This is a genomic window from Paenarthrobacter sp. OM7 (genome assembly GCF_029873575.1).
GTDB lineage: Bacteria > Actinomycetota > Actinomycetes > Actinomycetales > Micrococcaceae > Arthrobacter.
On the sequence record NZ_CP123579.1, the window covers coordinates 3,590,170 to 3,609,233 of the forward strand.

Sequence of the window (19,064 nt, forward strand, 5' to 3'; positions counted from 1 at the left end):
CGCATTGGCGCCGAGGCCCCGATTTTAGAGCCCGGAGTAGGAATGCAGGCCGTTGAAGACCGTGTTCACCAGCGTGAAGTTGATGATGACGCAGGCGTAGCCAACAATCGACAACCAGGCTGCGCGTGTTCCCGTCCAGCCACGGGTAGCCCGAGCGTGCAGGTAGCCGGCATAGACCACCCAGATCACAAAGGTCCACACTTCCTTGGGGTCCCAGCCCCAGAAGCGACCCCAGGCCTTTTCGGCCCAGATGGCGCCGAACATGAGGGTAAACGTCCAGCCGATGAAGGCGATGGCATTGATGCGGTAGGAGAGATTCTCCAAGCTCAGCGCGTTGGGGACCAGGCGCATGAAGCCCAGCTTGTCCGCACGGCCCGCAGCAAGGCTCTTCTGGCGGTACGACTGCAGCAACTGCAGCACGGACATGGCGAACGTCAGCGTGAACAACGCTGAAGAGAGCACTGCGATGGAGACGTGGATGATCAGCCAATAGCTCTGCAGTGCCGGAACCAGGTGACCCACCGGGGTCCAGAAAGCAGCAGATGCGGCCACCAGCATGATGATAGCCAGCCCGATCACAAAGGTGCCCAGGAAGCGCAGATCCCGGCGGATGAGGACGATCAGGAAGACAGCTACCGCAACGAAGGCGCCGGTGGTGAGGAACTCGTACATGTTGCCCCACGGCACACGGCCCGCACCGAAGGCTCGGGTCACTACACCCGCGCCGTGGATGAGGACACCCAATACCGTCAGGGCCACGGCCACACGGGCAGGTGCGCGGCGTTCGCCGGCGTATTTCATGTCGCCGGCGGCGGTGCCGCCCTCAAAGGTGAGGCCCGATGTCGGACGCTCAGCGCGGCCTGCCGGCCCACCGGCGTCGGGACCTCCCAAGCCTCCCGCGACGCGGCCGGCAGCAACCGTGACCTTCTCGCCGGCAGTGCTGGCCGCAGCCTTCAGGTCCACGGCGCGGAGCATCTTGCTGCTCTTGGCCAGGTCCCAGGCAAAGGCGATGAACGCCACGGTGTACGTGCCGGCGGCCAACAGCATGAACAGCTCGCTGTACTGGCCCAGGGTTTCGTTGATGACGGGCATTACTGGTCCTTCGAGGTTGAGGAAGATCCTGCTGTAGTTGTTGCGGTGTCCTGCGTCTGTGGGATGTTCCATTCCCGGGCAAAGATCTCGCGGAGTGCCGCGGCTTCGCCGGCCAGGCGGTGATCTTCACCGCGGGCCAGCAGGCCGTACTCCACCATGGTGCGGCCGTCGGCGTGGGTTCCGGTGCGGACCCAGACACGGCGCCGGTTGATATAGAGAGACATGACCAGGCCACCGACTGCGAGGAAGCCGAAGATCAGTGCGTAGAGCTGTCCGGGGTTGTGGTGGATGTCCACGCCGATGTACTTCTTCACGCCGTCGAACGTGATGCTGCCCTTGCCTTCGGGCAGGTTGACGGTTGCGCCCGGGGTCAGGGTGATGCCGCCCGCCGCGAGGTCGCGGGCATTGAGCGGTTTCAAGTCCTTGACGTCCAGTTCGAACACGTTCTGGGGCACGCCCTTGTCCAGGCCGAGGTCTCCGTAGAAGGAATTCAGGCTCAACTGGGGGTTGAAGAGTTCCGGGGAAGCGCTGAACGAGGTGCCGTCTTCGGTGACGAACGCCGTGGGAAGGAAGAAGCCCACAAAGCCAAGCTGTTCCGGCTTCGCGTCGGGGACCTTGATGACCACCGACGAGTAGTAGTTGTCTCCCTGGACCTTGGCCGTGACGGGACCCTGGAAGGAAACATTGCCTTCGCCGTCCCGGACGGTGACCAGGGGCGCGTAGCCGTTGCCGGTCAGGTAGAGGCTGGTACCACCGAGGGAAACGGGGTCGTTGACCTTGAGGGTTTCCTTCTTGACCGGTGAATCCGGTCCTTCCTTGGTGGATACCTCGGCCGTGTAATCGATCGGCTGGCCTGCTTTGCCCGGGGATTCACGGTCGAACTTGGCTTCGAACTTGTCCAATTGGACCGAATACGGCTGCAGCGCGCTGCTCTGGAAGTTGGTGCCCGGAGTGAACTGATCGTAGCCCACCAGGGTGTTGACGAACGTGTCACCCTCCACCAGGATGCGCTGGCCGCTGTACCCGTACAGGCCGCCGATGGCCACGGACACCAGGACGCCGATCAGCGAGGTGTGGAAGACCAGGTTGCCCACTTCCTTCAGGAAGCCGCGCTCGGCACCCAAGGACGGCAGGGCGCCGTCGACGTCCCTGACCTCCACGCGGTAGCCGCGCTTCTTCAGCAGCCCGGCGGCATCGTTGATGGCCTTCGACGCCGGGATCCCGGCGTTGGCGGGTACCGCCAAGGTACCGTACTCCGGCAGGCGCGAAAGGCGCTTGGGAGTACGGGGCGGCTGGGACTTCATGGCCTTGTAATGGGCAATGGCGCGGGGGGTGACGCAGCCGATCAGCGAGATAAAGAGCAGGATGTAGATGGCCGAGAACCAGGCCGAGGAGTAGACGTCGAACATCTGAAGGGCGTCCAGGATCTCACCGTAGGACGGGTTGTCCTTGATGTACTGCGTGACCACCGAAGGGTTCGCCGGCCGCTGCGGGAACAGGGAACCAGGCACCGCTCCGACGGCGAGAAGGAGCAGCAGGAACAACGCTGTGCGCATGCTGGTCAGCTGGGTCCAAGCCCACCGGAGCATGCCCTTGAAACCGAGGGCAGGAAGTGCGGCCTCGGACTTGGCCTGCTGGAGTTTTCCTTCCGCTGCGCTGGTGGTTTCAGCGGACGGTGACTTCTTTGTGGCTTTCACGGACTCGCTCATCAGATTGGCAACTTCACATCGTTTTGGAACCAGTACTGCAACTCGGTCACCCAGGTTCCCCACACACCGGTGGCCATCAGGATGCCGAGCAAAATCAGGATGCCTCCGCCAATCCGCTGGATGGCCAGACGGTGCTTGCGGAAAAAGGACATGACTCCCATGCCCCGGCGGACAGCCAGCGCAATCAGGAGGAACGGGATACCCAGCCCAAGGCTATAGACGAACGCCAGGAGCGCGCCCTTGGCTGCCGAGGAACCACCGGACAGGCTCAGCAACTGTACCGCGGAGTACGTCGGACCAATACAGGGCGCCCAGCCCAGGCCAAAGGTCAATCCCAGGAGCGGTGCTCCCCATAGGCCGGCGGGCGGTTTGGCATGGATCTTCGCGTCGCGCTGCAACCAGCCGAAGCCGCCCATGAACACCACGCCCATGATGATCACCAGGATGCCCAGCAACTGCGTAATCCAGGCGTTCTGCGGGCCGGTCAGCAACGTGCCCAACTGCCCGAAGGCGCCGCCCAAAAGAACAAAGATCACCGAGAAGCCCAGGACGAACAGGCCGATTCCGGCCAGCATGCGGCCACGCCGCTGCTTTTGGAGATCGACGCCGGTCAGTCCCGTGACGTAGCCAAGGTAACCGGGGACCAGTGGCAGCACGCACGGCGAGAGGAAGGAGACCAGCCCAGCCAGCAACGCCACCGGCACAGCCAGCAGCAGCGATCCATTGAGGATCGTCTCGGCGAAGGGACTGTTCATGGGTGCTACTCCGCCACTGCGGAGGTGATGAGGGCCTTCAGGGTGCTCTTCTCGATCTCGCCGAGCACGCGGGAGGCAACCTTGCCATCCTTGTCCAGGACCAATGTTGTGGGCACCGCACCCGGCGGAACGATGCCGGACACGGACAGGAGAACAGCCCCGTCCTTGTCGTTGAAGCTCGGGTAGGTGATGTTGAAGGTTTTGTCGAAGGCCTCAGCGGTAGCTTGTTCGTCGCGCAGGTTGACGCCGAAGAACTGGACGCCCTGGTCCTTGAAGTCCTGGTGCAGGGCTTCAAGCTGGGGCGCCTCGATGCGGCAAGGTGCACAGGCAGCAAACCAGAAGTTCAAGACCGTGACTTTGCCCTTGAGGTCCTCGGGCTTTACCGTCTCCCCGTTAAAGAGGGTGCCCTTGAGCGCCACTGGGGCGGCACGGTCCGCCTTCGCGAACTCTGTCACCGAACCATCGCCGGCTACGTAGTTCTTGTTGTCGCCTGCCTTGGCTTGCTTGGCGAGGGAATCTTCCTGGGCACACGCGGACAGGCCCATGGTCAGTCCCGCGAGGAGGACGCCACCGGCAGTCAGTACACCGCGACGTGAGAGGTTGTTGTCCATGCTTCTATGCCCCCGGGGTGCTCGCCGCGCCGGGGAGCAGGACGGCAGCAGGTTCGGTGTACTCCACTCGCACGATCTTGCCGTTCCCGTCCAGAGTCAGGGACGTCAGGGAAGTGAGCGTGCATTCGCGCTTGCGGGGATCGTGTGCCAGCCGCCGTCCTTCAGCGGTCAAACGGGTTGACCAGATGGGGAGCTGATGGCTCACGAGGATGGCTTCGGCACCGTCGCCACCCAACTCAACCGCCTTGGCACGGGCGTCTTCAACGGCGGCCAGAACCCGGGCCGCCTGCTCTTTGTACGGCTCGCCCCAGGATGGCCGCAGCGGATTGCGGAAGTACAGCCAGTGCTTGGGCTTCAGGAATTCACTCTTGGTGGGGTGGAGCCCCTCAAAGTGGTTCTCGGCCTCGATAATCCGGGGCTCGGTGGTGATTTCCAGGTTCAGGGCCTCTGCAGTGGGCATGGCCGTTTCCTGGGCGCGGGTCAGCGGTGAGGCGACCAAGTGGACGATCTTGGCCCCCTGGCCGACACGTGCCACAAAGTGGTCGGCCAGCATACGGGCCATCTCCCGGCCACGCTCGGAGAGGTGGAATTCCGGCAGGCGACCATACAGGACGCCGTCGGGATTATGGACCTCGCCATGGCGAAGCAGGTGGACAGTTGCTTGGGGCATGTTTACCAGTTTCTCAAAGAAGCGGGGCGATCCGAAATCTTCTACCGCTAGTAGAACTCAAAGTTTTTCCGAAATGTTCCCCGGAGTTGGAATAAAAGATGCATATGCATGTTTATACTGGACACGAAGCTCGGTTGACGCTTCAAGCAATGAGCTCGACCCGGCAAGCACGCAGTACCAACCAATCGATATAGGAGCAACACCATGATGACTCTCCCCGCTTCCGTCACCACCGGCACCTGGACCCTCGACGCTTCCCACAGCGAGATCGGCTTCACTGTCCGCCACGCAGGCATCAGCAAGGTACGCGGCCAGTTCAAGGACGCTTCAGCCACACTCGAAGTTGGCGAAACCCTGGCCGACTCCAAGGTCACCGCCACCATCCAGACCGCCAGCTTCGACTCCGGCGACGTCAACCGCGATGGCCACGTCAAGGGCGAAGACTTCTTCGACGTGGAGAAGTTCCCGGAGATCACGTTCGTGTCCCGCCACGTCCAGGCCAACGGCAACAGCTTCGACCTCGTGGGCGATCTCACAATCAAGGGCGTGACCAAGGAAGTATCCATCGAAACAGAATTCAACGGTGTCGCAGTGGATCCCTTCGGCAACACCCGCGCCGGCGTTTCCGGCGAAACCACCATCAGCCGCAAGGACTTCGGCCTCACCTGGAATGCCGTTCTCGAAGCCGGTGGCGTGTTGGTCAGCGACAAGGTTGTCATCAACCTGGAACTCGCTTTCATCGCACCGGCCGCCGCATAGGCCCTCTCTCCAGACGCGGATTCACCCCAACGGCGCCACCCACAGTCCCCGGCTGTGTGGGGGCGCCGTTTCGCATATCCGGAAGTCACCCCGCAATTGTTCGGCAAACAGCCTGTATTTACCTGCGAGTTGGCTCCGAAGTTCCTATGCAACCTTCAACCTGCGGTCTACAGTGATGCCATGAGTACCCCAGACGAAGCACCACAGCCACAGCAGCCCGGCTCCCAGCCTCCGCAGCCCGGCAATGTTCCTCCTGCGGGTTACCAGCCTCCGCAGGGCTACCAGCCACCCCAGGGTTACCAGCCGCCGTCGCAACCGGGACAATATTCACAGCCCGGCCCCACGCAGCCTGGCCCACCGCAGCCTGGCCCTGGACAGCCAGCCCCGGGGCAGCCTGGTTTCCACTTCGAGATGCCCACTGACGGGCCCCGCAACTTCAACGACGTCATGCCCCAGGGCGGATTCTCGGGAATGTTCAAGACCCAGGGCCTCCCCACCGAGCTGAAGGTTTCATACTTCATCTGGGTGATCTCCGGACTCCTTGGCCTGCTGTTCGGGCTGATCGGATTCTTCGCGATCATTGCCCTCTTCGCTTTCGCCCCTGGCGTTGCAGCCATCCTGCTGATCATCCTCATCCTCACCCTGGCGGTGGCAGCGGCACAGGTAGTCCTTGCGATGAAGATGAAGGAAGGCAAAGAGTGGGCCCGCCTCGCCCTCACCATCGTGGCCGGCATCTCCTTGCTCCTCACCATTTTCAGTGCGGCCAGTGCCGGCGGCTCCAGCACGGGCCTTGGCAGCAACTGGTTCGGCTTCCTCGTCAGCGCCGTAGCCGTAGTCCTGATGTGGCTTCCGAATTCCCAACTTTGGTTCAAGGCAGTCAAGGGCCACGCTTAGCGCTGACGCAACTGCCGTCGTCGTGCCTTATCGGCGCCAATACAGGCTGAAGGCCGCGGTAAATCCTGTCGGATTGCCGCGGCTTTCATCATGAAGGCGTAAGCCAACATGATGATTTTTGCCGTGAGCCGGAAATACCTGCGTGGGATCACCTGCAGGGTCAGACCCGGGAGGTACGGTGGAAGCAGAACCACGCTGGGGGCAGGGTCATTTTGCTGATCCCGGCGGCCGCACCAGCAGTCGAACAAGCAAAGGAATGCCATGAGCAACCCTCCCTACCCGCCGTCAAACCCGGGCGATGCCAACCAGCCCGAGCAGCCGGGCACCCAGCCAGCCGCTCCGCAGTACGGCCAGCAAAGCCCAGCCGCGCCGCAGTACGGCCAGCAAAGCCCCGCCGCGCCGCAGTACGGCCAGCAGTCATCCCCGTACGGCCAGGCTCCCGGCGCTCCGCAGTACGGACAGGACACCAACTGGCCCAGCCAGCAGCCCGGTCCCACCGCTGTGCCGCCCATGGTTAACTACGCCTTCTGGATGATCGTTGCCGCCGGCATTCTTTCCGCTATCAGCTCGCTTCTGTTGGCCACCACTGGTGCTGATGCCTTCATCAGCGCCATGAACCAGCAGGCAAGCCAGCAGGGTACGGACCTCCCCGAAGGGTCCATGGAAGGCATGCGCGGTGTGATCGGCGTCAGCGCCGTCGTAGGCGCTGTTCTGGCCCTCGGTCTCTACGCCTTGGTCGCTTTCCCCGTCCGCAAGGGCAAGAACTGGGCACGGATCCTGGGCACCGTCTTCGCCGCCATCTCCGTCCTGGGCCTCACCGGCCTGTTCCAGTTCGGTGCCACCTACGGCATCCTGCAGCTCATCGTGATCCTGCTGGGAGTCGCGGCGATCGTCATGCTGTACCTGCCGGCGTCGGCCCCGTACTTCCGCAAGGCGCAGCCCTTCGGCAACCCGTACCAGAACCCGTACGGCCGCTAAACACCCAGAGTTCAAGACGCTTCAAACGCGGGCGCGGACCCGGCGAAGGCTAAACAGCCTGGCCCGGTGTCTGCGCCCGTTGTGCGTGGTACGCCAAAATCTGGAGTTCCGTGGCCATGTCCACCTTGCGGAGGTTCACGTGCGGAGGAACCTGCAACAGCACCGGCGCGAAGCTGAGGATGCTCCGGATCCCGGCGGCAATCACGCGGTCGCATACAGCCTGCGCTACGGTGGCGGGCAGGGCCAGCACCACCATGTTGGTGTGGGTCCGTTCAAGGACCCGCTCAAGCTCCGCGGAGTCGCTGACGCGAAGCCACCCTACTTCGTTGCCGATCACCATGGGGTCGGCGTCGAAGATGGCTACAACGTCGAAGCCGCGGGACTCAAACCCGCCATACCGGGCCAGGGCCTTGCCGAGGTTACCGGCGCCCACAATGGCAACTTTCCAGTCATGGGTCAGACCCAGGGCGGCGGCAATGTGGCGGCTCAAGTACTGGACTTCATAGCCGACACCGCGCGTCCCATACGAGCCCACATAGGAAAGATCCTTGCGCAGGGTGGACGAGCTGACACCTGAGGCTTCCGCCAATGCTTCGGACGAAACCCGCTCCACGCCTTCGGCCAACAGGGAGTTGAGCGCGCGCAAATAGAGCGTCATCCGGGCCACGGCCGCGGGCGGGATCTGCTTTGTGGCAGGTTCGTTGTCCCCGGTTGCAGCCTCCGGGGACGGTTCCAGCGCAGTCACGGTATTCTCCATTGCGTCGCTTTGTTGTTCCACTCTATGACCCCCGGGCGGACTCAACAAAAGCCATTACCAACGGGTAACCCCTCAGCCCTCCAGGACCTTCTTCAGGGTGCGGGTGAGACGTTCCTCGTCAATCTTCCAAAAATCGCGCTGGACGCCGTCCACCAGCACCACGGGAATCTCTTCCGCGAAGCGCTCCTGCAGTTGGGGGTCGTCGTCGATCAGCTGCTCCTTCCACTGCACGCCAAGACTTTTAGTGACACGCTCGACGGCGGCACGCGCCGCGGTGCACAGGTGGCAGTCAGCTTTGGTGAGGAGAACGACGTCGGGAATAGCCATATCTCAAAGGTACCGGCCAACCCTCTCTCACATCCCACGCCCTTCCGGCCAACCCTCTCTCACATCCCACGCCCTTCCGGCCAACCCTCTCTCACGTCCCGAGCCCTACCGGCCAACCCTCTCTCACATCCCGAGCCCTACCGGCCAACCCTCTCTCACATCCCGCGCCCTACCGGCCAACCCTCTCTCACATCCCGCGCCCTACCGGCCAACCCTCTCTCACATCCCGAGCCCTTCCGGCCAACCCTCTCTCACATCCCGAGCCCTTCTGTGACGCCACCGTGCGCCCTCGAACGCGGACCGCGGCGATTGACTAGACTCAAGGCATGCCCGAGGAGAAGAACGCCGCCGTGGTCGCAGATGCCTTGGTGCAGAAGCCCATAGTGCAGAAGGACAACGTGCAGAAGCGCACGGGCGAGGCCGCCTTCTTCGACGTCGACAACACCTTGATGAAGGGCGCCAGCCTCTTCCATGTGGCCCGCAAGATGTACGAACGCAAGGCCTTCACATTGTCGCAAGCGGCCGGATTCGCCTGGAAGCAGTTCAAATTCGTCATGCGCGGCGAGAACATGGAAGACGTCCACTCGGTCCGCGACTCCGCGCTTACCCTTGCTGCCGGCATCACTGTGGATGACATCAAGGCCCTGGGTGAAGAGGTCTACGACGAAATGATCGAGTCGCGGATCTGGCCGGGGACCAAGGCCCTCGCGGAACAGCATCTCAGGGTTGGACGCAAGGTCTGGCTCGTCACGGCTACACCCATAGAGGTGGCCACGGTCATTTCCACCAGGCTCGGACTGACCGGCGCCCTTGGCACCGTGGGTGAAGTGGAAGGTGGCATGTACACAGGGAAACTTGTGGGCGACATCCTGCACGGACCGGCGAAGGCAGTCGCAGTTCAGCTCGTCGCCGATCGTGAGGGCCTGGATCTGGATCATTGCTGGGCGTACAGCGATTCCGCCAACGACATACCTTTGCTCACCATGGTGGGTCATCCCGTGGTGATCAACCCGGACGCCAGGTTGCGCCGGCACGCCCGCGAGAACAACTGGCCGGTGTACGACTTCCGTTCCGGTCGCCGCGCAGCAACGCTTGGGCTCAAGGCCGCCACGGTTGGCGGAGCGGTCTACGGCCTGTGGCGGGGTTTCTCAAGGTTCCGCGGCCCCCGCATCTGACCCTCTCTCACATCCCTCGGGCTTGACCCGAACCCTCTCTCACACCCCTCGGGCTTGAACCGAACCCTCTCTCACATCCCTCGATGGCCTCAACGAGCCTGTGGATAACTTACGATGACTCAAGCGTTTCTGGGCGAGAATGCCAGATATGCAGAACGCCAGGCCCCTTCCGCCCCGACTGACCAACGCACCATTCACCATTGACGAGGCCGAGGCCGCAGGCCTGAAGCAATCGCACCTGTGGAATCGTGTAGGAATAGATGGGGTGAGCCGGGGCCTTTACCGTCCATCGGATTGGGATTTTGAGCTATCGGCGGCTGCAAGGTCACTGTCAGCCGCAAGTCCAGGGGCCTGGATATCCCATGTAACGGCTGCGAGGCTTCATGGCGTGTGCCTTCCACCGTGGCTGTCTGATTCCAATGAATTGCATCTCAGCAAGCCGAGGCATCTCCCGTCCGTCCGCCGCAAAGGCGTAATCGGACACACGGTAGTGGCCTCCGCCGACGAGATCGAGAATGTTCAGGGCATCCGGATCAGCACTCGGTCGCGTACCTGGTTGGATCTTGCAAGACGCCTTCCGCTCGCCGACCTGGTCTGCATGGGTGACGAGCTCATTCGCAGGCCCAGGCCGGACTTCGAAGCACGCGATAAACCGTTCACCACGCTGGAGGCACTTCGCGAGCTGGTGGGCAGGCACAGCAATCTACAGGGCGTCGTCAGGGCACGAGAAGCATTGGAGCTCATGCGTATTGGCTCCGACTCCGCGCCCGAGTCACTGCTCCGTTTGGCAATGTTGGACGCCGGTATCCCCGAACCGGAGTTGCAGGTGCTACTCCGCCCGAACGATCCTTTTTCGCCGTCCGCGGACTTGGGCTTCCGTGGCCGGCGGGTAGCAATACAGTACGACGGCGGCCATCACCTTGGGCGCGAACAGATATTTAGCGATCGGCGACGCGACAAGGCGTTCGAAGCAGCAGGCTGGACGGTCCTGAAATTCGGAAAGGATGACTTGGTGGAAAACTTTTCGTCAGCAACGCAGAAGATCAAGAGCGCTCTTGGATCAGCATGGCGGGACCCCGCGGTCAGTTCGGGTTTCTCCCGAGGGACCTGAGAGAGGAACCCCACCAAACCCGAGGGATGTGAGAGAGGAACCCCACCAAACCCGAGGGATGTGAGAGAGGAACCCCACCAAACCCGAGGGATGTGAGAGAGCGTCGGGGACGCAAAAATGCCCGCCACCTCGAGAGGCAACGGGCATTCACGCTTGGTGAAGTATCTCTACTTCTTATTGCGGCGCTGGTGGCGAGTCTTGCGAAGCAGCTTGCGGTGCTTCTTCTTGGCCATACGCTTGCGGCGCTTCTTAATAACTGAACCCACGAAAGTTCCTTACAAACTAGAAGTTCCTGTCTGTTGGAACAGATCCGCGGAAGCAGACAAGTACAACTGACAGATTCTTACATTGACGTAAAACGTTCCTTAACAGAGTACCGCTTCAAAGGGGCACCCTGTGACCACGGTCCGCGGGACGGACCCCGGCAGCCTCAGGCGGTCTCGGATTGTCCGTCCACCACGGCACCCTTGAGGTACTGGGCAACGGCCTCTTCAGGAACCCGGAAGGAACGCCCGAACCGTACGGCGGGCATTTCCCCTGAGTGGACCAGGCGATACACGGTCATTTTGGAAACACGCAGGACGTCGGCCACTTCGGCCACCGTCATGAAACGCGCATTCGAGAAGTTAGTCTCTGCGGACATTTCCCATATTCCTTTGCTCTCAGCCGGTTAGGACACCCCCAGTAGAACGGTGTGCCGATGCTGAGCCATCCAACAACCATGTGCTAGATACTCTAGAGGCTGATGGGGCCAATGTGAAAGCCTTTCCCGTAAGTGGGATGCCGCTCCCCCGGCCGAGCAAGACCATAACGGGGACTCGCTGCGGGCAGTGCCGAACGTACGGCAGGATGCGCAGCGAAGCCACGAAACGAATCTACTCCGCAACCACCGCGCGGCGTTTCCGGGCCGAGGCAGCGAGCTGCTCCAGCACGGAAGCCGTAACGTCCCATTCCATGCAAGCATCGGTGACGCTCTGGCCGTAAACGAGTTCCTGCTCCCCCGCAAGCTGCTTGGCGGTGTCCAGGTTCTGGGCTCCGCCCACCAGGAAGCTCTCCAGCATGACGCCGGCGATCGGCGAGGTCTCCCCGGCTTCGAGCTGCGCACCGATTTCCAAGGCAACCTCAGCCTGGCGGTGGTGGCTCTTGCCGCTGTTGGCGTGGCTGGCGTCCACGATCAGGCGCGGGTTCAGGCCCTTGGCAGCGAGCTTGGAGGAAGCAGCCGCGACATCATCCTGGGAGTAGTTGGGTCCCTTGCGTCCGCCGCGCAGGATCACGTGGGTGTCAGGGTTGCCTGAGGTGGCTACGAGAGCCGCCCGACCGTCGTCGTCGATTCCCAGGAAGGCCTGCTCGGCGGCAGAAGCGCCGCAAGCGTCGATGGCCACCTGGAGGTCGCCGTCGGTGCCGTTCTTGAAGCCGATGGGCATGGACAGTCCGGAGGCGAGTTGGCGGTGGATCTGGCTTTCGGTGGTGCGGGCACCGATCGCACCCCAGGAAACGAGGTCAGCCATGTATTGCGGGCTGATCGGTTCGAGGAACTCGGTGGCCGTGGGCAGGCCGAGGGCGGTGACCTGCTTCAGGAACCCACGGGCCGCGCGCAGTCCGGCGGCGATGTCGTGGCTGCCGTCCAGGTGGGGATCGTTGATGAGGCCCTTCCAGCCAACGGTGGTGCGCGGCTTTTCGAAGTAGGTCCGCATGACGATCAGCAGGTCTTCCTTGTGCTTCTCCGCCTGGCTCACCAAACGGCGGGCGTATTCGAGGCCGGCCTTGGGATCGTGGATGGAGCACGGCCCGACGATCACCAGCAGCCGGTCGTCCACGCCGTCCATGATGGCGCGGACCTGGTCACGGCCACGGTCGACGACGGCAGCTGAGCGGGCGTCCAGCGGCAGCTCTGCGATGAGGTCCTGGGGTGCCGGCAGCGGCTCGAAGCGGGCGACCCGCAGGTTGGACGTGGAAGGATGCGCGGCATCAGGGGAGTCGAGCGATTCGGTGGGTTCTGCAGCGATGCTTGTCATGTCTGGGTCCTGTTCCGGGATGCGGAGCGGGCCCCTTTTCAGAACCCGCCGGATATGGCGAAGGGCAGAGAATGATCTCTGCCCTGTTGGCTCTGAAGGAAAGTTGGATGCGTGTCAGTTAGACGCGGGCCCCTCCAGAGCCAACGAAAAATACGCATACCAACGGTTTGTCATAGCCACACCATAACCGCGGTTCTTCACACCGGGCAAATCGCGTCCGCCATCATGACAAATGTTTGCGCAGGAACTGCAACTGCTTGATCCAGTGGTGTTCCTGCCCGCCCTCATGGTTGTTGAAGCGGTAGACCTCGATGTCCTTTACGGGCACACCCTCAGGCGCACCGCCGGGCGCAGCCGAGGAGCCGGTGCCGTAGCTGTTGTAGCTCGCGAAAACGGTGGACGGAGGGCAGATGTCGTCCATCTGCGCAGCGGAGAACAATGCAGGAACGGTGGCGGCACGGCCCAGGTGGACGCCGTCGAAATAGTTCAGGACGGCCAGCGTTGGCTCGTACTTTTCGCGGTGCCGGCCCAGGAAACCGGCGATCTCCGGATAGGGCCCGCGCGGGGTGATGTCAATGGCGCGGGGGAAGTCCTGCAGGAACGGGACGTCGGGCAGCGCGGCGATGACGCCGTCGAGCCTTCCAGCCGTCAGCCCAGCGGCAGCAACAGTAATGCCGCCACCCTGGCTGACGCCTGTCAGGACTACCTTGGAGGGGTCGACGGCGGGATGGCTCTGCGCCGCTTCTACCGCACGGAACGCGTCCACGTACACCCGCCGGAAGTAGTAGTTGTCCTGGTGGTCGGCGCCCCTGGTCATGAGCCCGGCATAGTTGTTTCCGCCAGCGGACGGATGCGGATCCGGGGTGTCGCCCGAGACGCCGCCGTAGCCCTGCCCGCGGGTGTCCATGATGAAGTGTGCGTAGCCTGCTTGGGCCCACTTGGTGTTCTGGTTGACCAGTCCGCGGCCACCGGAGTAGCCGATGTACTCCACCACCACGGGAAGTTGCTGGCCCGGCTGGCAGTGTGACGGCAGGTGCAGCCAGCCCTTGATGCGGTCTCCCCCGAAGCCGGCATAGGACACGTCGAAAGTGTCGATCACTGCGAGGTAGTTGTCCACGGGTTCGAACACAGCGTCAAGAGGCAAAGCCCTGGCCTCGGTGATGGTGCGGTCCCAAAAGGCATCGAAATCGGCTGGCGGGACCACGCCTGAGGTGTAGTCGCGGAGCTGCTCAAGGGAAAGGTCAAAGAGGGGCATGTGGACATCCTACGTCATGGTTTCGTGTGCGCTGTCACAGGGCGCCAGGGCTGCAACTGGGTAATGGAGAGGTTCCGGTAGGCGGCTCTCAGGGGTGCCATCTGGCGAATTCCGAAGTACCCGCCCCTGAGGGGTGCGCCCGCGGGATCGGCCCATTCAAAGAGCAACAGCTGGTTGATGGAGAAGGCTACCCGGGGGCCGTCCTTGATCACTTCCATACGATAAAACCCATCGGCATCCCCGGCAGGTGGAAGCGGGTCGGCTCCCTGCGCCACGAGCTCGAAGCCCGCGCTCTTGCGCAGATTGCAGGTTCGGAACGCGCGCTCGGAAGCGTACTTGTGCCGGAAGTAGGAGACGTGGAGGGCGTCCATATCTCCTGAATGGTATTGCGGATAGAAGCCTGTGCGGGGAGCCAAAGCGGGAGAGAACAGATCTTCGCCTCTGTGGCCGGCGGCTGCGAAGAACACCATGGCGAGGCCTGGCTCCTCCAACGGGAGGAACTCCCACGAGATCCTCACGTGATCAGGAAGTTTCTCCGGGCACCAGAGCGTCCAATGAGCGTGGTCTCCGTACTCCTCCGCATCGAGGGAGCCCGACAGAACCAGAGCGCTGGTGCCGTCGCCGCCCGAGCCCGGGCCGCCGTCGTCGTGCGCCACCTCATGCGTTCCGAACTGAACCGGCCCCTCCGCCACCCAATCAGCCACATCCGCAGGACCGCGCAGCGGGTTGGAGTGAATCATGCACGCGCGCCCGCGTTGAGGGTCGCCGACAGGCCGTAGCCGAGGGATTCCAGCTGCTCCGCCACGAAGGAAGCGATCCGCCGGGCGCCCTTCTCATGGAAGTGAGTGTTGTCCTCAAGGCCGCCCGCCCAGTGTGCGTGCTCGCCCGGAGCAAAGTGGAAGAAGAGCTCCTTGGAACCTTCCTCTCCCAACTCCTGGTAGAGGGAACGCGTCCACTGGTTGAGGTCGATGACGTCCAGGCCGAGCTCGAGGCCAAGCTCCCGGACCACCACTGGGTAGTCCCCCAGGGTGACCTCCAGCTGTCCGTCCAAAAAATGTCTGCGTTCCACCGAGGTGCACAGGATGGGAATGCCACCCTTGCTGCGGACCTCGGCCACCATGCGCTTGAGGTTGTCCGCGTAGCCCGTGCGCGCGGCCAGGTGTTCACGTTTCTGGTCGTTGTGCCCGAACTGGATGAGGACCAGGTCGCCCTGGACGGTCTGGTTGATGACCTGGTACCAAAGGCCTTCCTCGCGGAACGACTCCGTGGTGGCACCGCCCTTGGCGTAGTTGTGAACGGCAGCCCACCAGTACGTCTCGGGCGCAAGATGGGCGCCCCAGCCACTCATGGGGTACTCGAAGCTGGGGCAGGCGGCGACGGTGGAGTCGCCCGCGAGGAGGATTTTCATGGGTGTCCTTTCAGATGATGCAGCCGCGCTTAGCCCTTGACCGAACCGATCAGCATGCCCTTGGCAAAATGCTTCTGCAGGAAGGGGTAGAAGATCAGGATGGGCAGGGTGGCCACCACGATCACGGCGAACTTGATGCCCTGTTCCGGCGGAATATAGGAGGGATCCACATTGCCGGTGCCCAGGAGGTCCGAGGCTGCCGTGACCTGGCGCAGGTACATCTGCAGGGTCCACATGTTGTTATCGCTCAGGTAGAGCAAGGGTGACATGAAGTCGTTCCAGATTCCCACCGCGTAGAACAGCGCGAACGTAGCCAACACCGGCTTGGACAACGGCAGCAGGATCCGCCAGAGGATGCCAATTTCCGTGGCACCGTCCATTTTGGCGGATTCTTCCAGCTCCTGGGGGAGTTCCTGGAAGAAGTTCTTGATGATGATCAAGCTGAACGGGTTGATGGCCGCGGGCAGGATCAGCGCCCAGTAGCTGTTCAGCAAGCCCAGGTCCTTGACCAGCAGGAACGTGGGAATCATGCCGCCGGAGAACACCATGGCGAAGACCACCAGGGACATGATCAGCTTCCGGCCCCGCAGGTTTTTCTTCGCCAACGGGTACGCCATGGTGACAGTCAGGATGAGCTGGATCAAGGTGCCGACCAGCGTCACCAGGACGGTGGTGATGAGAGCCCGTGTGAAGGCGGGTGTGGAGAAGATGTATTCGTAGGCGCCCAGCGTGAATTGCTCGGGCCAGACGAAGAACGCCCGCCGGGTGATCTCGGCCTCGTTGGCGAAGGACCCGGCGATCACGTAGACGAACGGCAGCAGGGTGATGATGCCTACCAGGCTCAGGAAGACGTAGTTTGCGGCATCAAAAACCCGTCCGCCGCGGGTGTTGTGGATCTTCATTAGAAAAGTCCGCTCTGGTTGAACCGCTTGGACAGCCAGTTGGTGCCAAAGATCAGCACGATTCCCACGAGGGACTTGAACAGCCCGACGGCGGTGCTGTAGCTGTAGGCGCCTTGGGTAATGCCCACGAAGTAGACGTAGGTATCGAAGACGTCGGCCACGCTGCGGTTAAGTGCGTTGGTCATGAGGTAGATCTGCTCAAAGCCGGTGTTGAGCATCTGCCCGATGGCCAGGATGAGCATCACAATGATGGTGGAGCGGATGCCCGGCAATGTGATGTGCCAGACGCGACGGAACCTGCCGGCGCCGTCGATAATTGCTGCCTCATACTGGTCCTGGTCCACCGTGGCCAGCGCGGCGAGGAAGATGATGGTGCCCCAGCCGGTGTTCTTCCAGATTTCCTGGAGAACGATCAAGGGCCGGAACCAGTGGGGATCGGACAGGATGTCCACGTTGGTCCCGAACAAACCGTTCACGAACTGGAACAACGGTCCGATGTCCAAGGCGAAGAGCAGGAAGCTCAGCGACGCCACGATGGTCCAGGACAGGAAATGCGGGATGTAGACGAGCGTCTGGACGGTGCGTTTGAGCACCGACAGACGGACCTCGTTGAGGAGCAACGCCAGGATGATGGTGAGCGGGAACGCGATGCCCAGGTTCAGGAACGCCAGAATCAGCGTATTGCCCAGCAGCCGTGGAAAGTCCGGGTTCGAGAAGAAGTCCGTGAAGTGGGTGACACCCACCCAAGGGCTGCCATTGACGCCAAGGAACGGAACGTAGTCCTTGAAAGCGATGGACACGCCGTACATGGGCCCGTACCTGAAGATCGCGAAGTACAGGACTCCAGGCAGCAACAGCAGATACAGCCACTTGTAGTGCGCGAAGTGGACGGCGAACCCGCGCCGCCGCACCGGGGCGGGCGGCTTGGTGGCCGCCCGCTCCGAGGCCTTGGCTTCCATAACCGGGGTTGTCACTTCTTGTTTTCCTGCCAGAGTTTATTAATTTCTTCCTTGACCTTGTCACCGCCGCTGGTGTTCCACAGCTTGATGGCGTCCTTCAGGCCCTGCTCGTCGGTCTGCCCGGCGAGGTACTTGATACGGGCGTCCGCCACGATGTTGTCCAACTGCGCGCCCTTGGCAACGTAGGTGGGCGAGACGAAGGCAGCTGCCGGGTTGTACACGGCGCTCTTGAGGTCCTCTGCCATGACGGCGACGCGGTCATCGAAGACCTTCTGCTCGTACTCGGAGGCCTGCTTGACCGGGTAGAAATTGTTACCCGTGACGTTGGTGCCAAGCTGGGCGAAGCTCTTGATGTCAGTGTTGACCACCTTGCCCTCAGGGGTTTCAGGCTTGATGGTGGCAGCCAGGCCCTCTTCGAGGGTGAAGTTCACGCCCTCGATGCCATTGTTCATGAGAACGGCAACGTCCTTGCTGTTCAACTTGTCCAGGAAGCTGAGGACGTTCTTCAGGTCAGCCTCGGTCTTGACGCTGGACTTGGGAATGGCCAGGAAGCCGGAGTAACCGTCGGTGGGGTGGGCGTGCAGTTCGCCGTCCGGTCCCTTGAGGCTGCCCACGAAGCCCACTTTGTTTTCAAAGTCGTTCGGGTTGGCCTGCTTGAAGAGGTTGATCAGCACGCTGACGCGGGAGTCAACGTCCACGATGATGCCGCCCTTGCCGTTGAAGAACGGTTCGTTCCACTTGGTGCCGTCGAACGTGGCGAAATCGGGGTTGATGAGTTTCTCGTCCACCATCTTCTTGATGAAGCGGTTGGCTTCGAGGAATTCGTCGGTTTCGAAGCTGGGGACCAGCTTGCCGTCCCGCTCGGTCCAGCGGTTTCCGGCGCCGTACCAGGTCTCGATCAGGTCATAGGGGCTGTTGGTTCCCAGCGCGCCCCATTTGGGGATGGTGATCCCGTAGGTGTCGTTCTGGCCATTGCCGTCCGGATCCTGTTCGGTGAACGCCTTGGCTACTTTGTAGAGGTCTTCGGTGGTCTCGGGCGCCTTCAGACCCAGCTTGTCCAGCCAATCCTGACGGAACATGACCGCTGCACGGATCGGGTTTCGGCCGCGGTAAACGCCGTAGACCTTGCCGTTGACGCTGGCATTCTGCTGGACCTCCGGGAAGGTGGTCTTCAGGTTCGGATAGTCGTTGAGCTTGTCCGTGAGGTCCCAGAAGGCGCCCGCTTCGGCGTTCTTCACGAAGCCCGGCGTTTTGCCCTGCACCACCAGGACATGCGGAATCTCCGAAGATGCCAGCGTGATGTTCATCTTGTCTTCGTAGGACGCGTTGGGCGTCCACGTGATGTTGACGTCCTTGCCCGTGAGTTCCTCAAGCTTCTTCTGTACGGCGCCATCGGCTGTTGGCGGCTGCGCCTCCAGGAACGGCGCCATGATCTTGACGGAGGAAAGGTCCGACGCCGGCGCTTCGCCACCACAGGCGGTCAGCGCCAGGGCTGCGGAAACGACGACGGCGGCGGCCAGCGTGTGTTTTCTACGGATCAATTTCTTACCTGCTCCACTTCATCGGGGTTGGTGTCTTTCGACTCTTGGTATGACGGCACACCCGGGAATCTTTTGAGGGTCCACATGTGCTGGCCACGTGCATCTTGATACGTTTCATTAGTACTCGCGCCGGAGACATTCGGGAC

At 62.2% G+C, this 19,064-nt stretch carries 21 protein-coding genes; 5 read left to right on the forward strand and 16 right to left on the reverse strand.

What is annotated here, in order from left to right; genetic code table 11:
• Positions 1-24: 24 nt before the first annotated feature.
• From ccsB to QEH68_RS16530, 5 genes are read right to left on the reverse strand one after another with little or no spacing between them, the layout of a single operon-like run.
• Entirely contained in the window at positions 25-1,092 is a 1,068-nt protein-coding gene (gene ccsB / locus QEH68_RS16510) for a c-type cytochrome biogenesis protein CcsB (protein WP_089596068.1), read from the reverse strand.
• Positions 1,092-2,801 (reverse strand): cytochrome c biogenesis protein ResB, encoded by a 1,710-nt coding sequence (locus QEH68_RS16515; RefSeq protein ID WP_280623451.1) that lies wholly within the window; start codon positions 2,799-2,801, stop codon positions 1,092-1,094. Before QEH68_RS16515 ends, ccsB begins: the two co-directional genes overlap by 1 nt.
• On the reverse strand, positions 2,801-3,556 hold the full coding sequence (locus tag QEH68_RS16520; protein WP_014922639.1) for a cytochrome c biogenesis CcdA family protein: 756 nt from the start codon (positions 3,554-3,556) through the stop codon (positions 2,801-2,803). The genes QEH68_RS16515 and QEH68_RS16520 overlap by 1 nt, the downstream gene beginning before the upstream one ends.
• 5 nt (positions 3,557-3,561) lie before the next feature.
• On the reverse strand, positions 3,562-4,167 hold the full coding sequence (locus tag QEH68_RS16525) for a TlpA disulfide reductase family protein (protein ID WP_280623452.1): 606 nt from the start codon (positions 4,165-4,167) through the stop codon (positions 3,562-3,564).
• A gap of 4 nt (positions 4,168-4,171) precedes the next feature.
• Positions 4,172-4,837 carry a histidine phosphatase family protein gene (locus QEH68_RS16530; RefSeq protein ID WP_207594490.1) on the reverse strand — a complete coding sequence of 222 codons (666 nt, stop codon included), beginning with the start codon at positions 4,835-4,837 and terminating at the stop codon, positions 4,172-4,174.
• A gap of 207 nt (positions 4,838-5,044) precedes the next feature.
• Here QEH68_RS16530 and QEH68_RS16535 point away from each other — a divergent pair, with 207 nt between their 5' ends.
• From QEH68_RS16535 to QEH68_RS16545, 3 genes are all read left to right on the forward strand, one after another.
• The gene (locus tag QEH68_RS16535) at positions 5,045-5,596 is read left to right on the forward strand and encodes a YceI family protein (RefSeq protein WP_280628030.1); all 552 of its coding nucleotides are present in this window, start codon (positions 5,045-5,047) and stop codon (positions 5,594-5,596) included.
• Between the two features lie 180 nt (positions 5,597-5,776).
• Positions 5,777-6,490 (forward strand): hypothetical protein, encoded by a 714-nt coding sequence (locus QEH68_RS16540; protein ID WP_280623453.1) that lies wholly within the window; start codon positions 5,777-5,779, stop codon positions 6,488-6,490.
• Positions 6,491-6,751: 261 nt separating this feature from the next.
• Complete coding sequence (locus QEH68_RS16545) at positions 6,752-7,468, forward strand: hypothetical protein (protein ID WP_207594492.1); 717 nt, start codon at positions 6,752-6,754, stop codon at positions 7,466-7,468.
• 49 nt (positions 7,469-7,517) lie between these two features.
• On the opposite strand, the gene QEH68_RS16550 is transcribed toward QEH68_RS16545, so the two are convergent.
• Complete coding sequence (locus QEH68_RS16550; RefSeq protein ID WP_198318262.1) at positions 7,518-8,213, reverse strand: redox-sensing transcriptional repressor Rex; 696 nt, start codon at positions 8,211-8,213, stop codon at positions 7,518-7,520.
• 84 nt (positions 8,214-8,297) lie between these two features.
• Complete coding sequence (locus QEH68_RS16555; RefSeq protein ID WP_207594493.1) at positions 8,298-8,552, reverse strand: glutaredoxin family protein; 255 nt, start codon at positions 8,550-8,552, stop codon at positions 8,298-8,300.
• A gap of 326 nt (positions 8,553-8,878) precedes the next feature.
• Here QEH68_RS16555 and QEH68_RS16560 point away from each other — a divergent pair, with 326 nt between their 5' ends.
• Together QEH68_RS16560 and QEH68_RS16565 are read left to right on the forward strand one after the other, a co-directional pair.
• Positions 8,879-9,727, forward strand: coding sequence for an HAD-IB family hydrolase (locus QEH68_RS16560; protein WP_207594494.1), 849 nt, complete (start codon positions 8,879-8,881; stop codon positions 9,725-9,727).
• Positions 9,728-10,115: 388 nt separating this feature from the next.
• Positions 10,116-10,838: a DUF559 domain-containing protein gene (locus QEH68_RS16565; protein WP_348537378.1), complete on the forward strand. Its 723-nt coding sequence runs from the start codon at positions 10,116-10,118 to the stop codon at positions 10,836-10,838.
• 167 nt (positions 10,839-11,005) lie between these two features.
• On the opposite strand, the gene QEH68_RS16570 is transcribed toward QEH68_RS16565, so the two are convergent.
• From QEH68_RS16570 to QEH68_RS16610, 9 genes are all read right to left on the reverse strand, one after another.
• Positions 11,006-11,104 carry an AURKAIP1/COX24 domain-containing protein gene (locus tag QEH68_RS16570; protein ID WP_003792170.1) on the reverse strand — a complete coding sequence of 33 codons (99 nt, stop codon included), beginning with the start codon at positions 11,102-11,104 and terminating at the stop codon, positions 11,006-11,008.
• A gap of 164 nt (positions 11,105-11,268) precedes the next feature.
• Positions 11,269-11,481 carry a helix-turn-helix domain-containing protein gene (locus QEH68_RS16575; RefSeq protein ID WP_017199160.1) on the reverse strand — a complete coding sequence of 71 codons (213 nt, stop codon included), beginning with the start codon at positions 11,479-11,481 and terminating at the stop codon, positions 11,269-11,271.
• A gap of 232 nt (positions 11,482-11,713) precedes the next feature.
• Complete coding sequence (locus QEH68_RS16580; RefSeq protein ID WP_207594496.1) at positions 11,714-12,853, reverse strand: 3-deoxy-7-phosphoheptulonate synthase; 1,140 nt, start codon at positions 12,851-12,853, stop codon at positions 11,714-11,716.
• Positions 12,854-13,076: 223 nt separating this feature from the next.
• Positions 13,077-14,108 (reverse strand): acetylxylan esterase, encoded by a 1,032-nt coding sequence (locus QEH68_RS16585; protein ID WP_280623455.1) that lies wholly within the window; start codon positions 14,106-14,108, stop codon positions 13,077-13,079.
• A gap of 14 nt (positions 14,109-14,122) precedes the next feature.
• Positions 14,123-14,848 (reverse strand): DUF1961 family protein, encoded by a 726-nt coding sequence (locus QEH68_RS16590; RefSeq protein ID WP_280623456.1) that lies wholly within the window; start codon positions 14,846-14,848, stop codon positions 14,123-14,125.
• A complete protein-coding gene (locus tag QEH68_RS16595; protein ID WP_280623457.1) occupies positions 14,845-15,516 on the reverse strand; it encodes a rhamnogalacturonan acetylesterase in 672 nt (223 codons plus the stop codon). Before QEH68_RS16595 ends, QEH68_RS16590 begins: the two co-directional genes overlap by 4 nt.
• Before the next feature lie 29 nt (positions 15,517-15,545).
• Positions 15,546-16,418: a carbohydrate ABC transporter permease gene (locus QEH68_RS16600; RefSeq protein ID WP_172325940.1), complete on the reverse strand. Its 873-nt coding sequence runs from the start codon at positions 16,416-16,418 to the stop codon at positions 15,546-15,548.
• Positions 16,418-17,392: an ABC transporter permease subunit gene (locus tag QEH68_RS16605; protein WP_207594500.1), complete on the reverse strand. Its 975-nt coding sequence runs from the start codon at positions 17,390-17,392 to the stop codon at positions 16,418-16,420. Before QEH68_RS16605 ends, QEH68_RS16600 begins: the two co-directional genes overlap by 1 nt.
• Positions 17,389-18,918 (reverse strand): extracellular solute-binding protein, encoded by a 1,530-nt coding sequence (locus tag QEH68_RS16610; RefSeq protein WP_207594501.1) that lies wholly within the window; start codon positions 18,916-18,918, stop codon positions 17,389-17,391. The genes QEH68_RS16605 and QEH68_RS16610 overlap by 4 nt, the downstream gene beginning before the upstream one ends.
• Between the last annotated feature and the right edge of the window lie 146 nt (positions 18,919-19,064).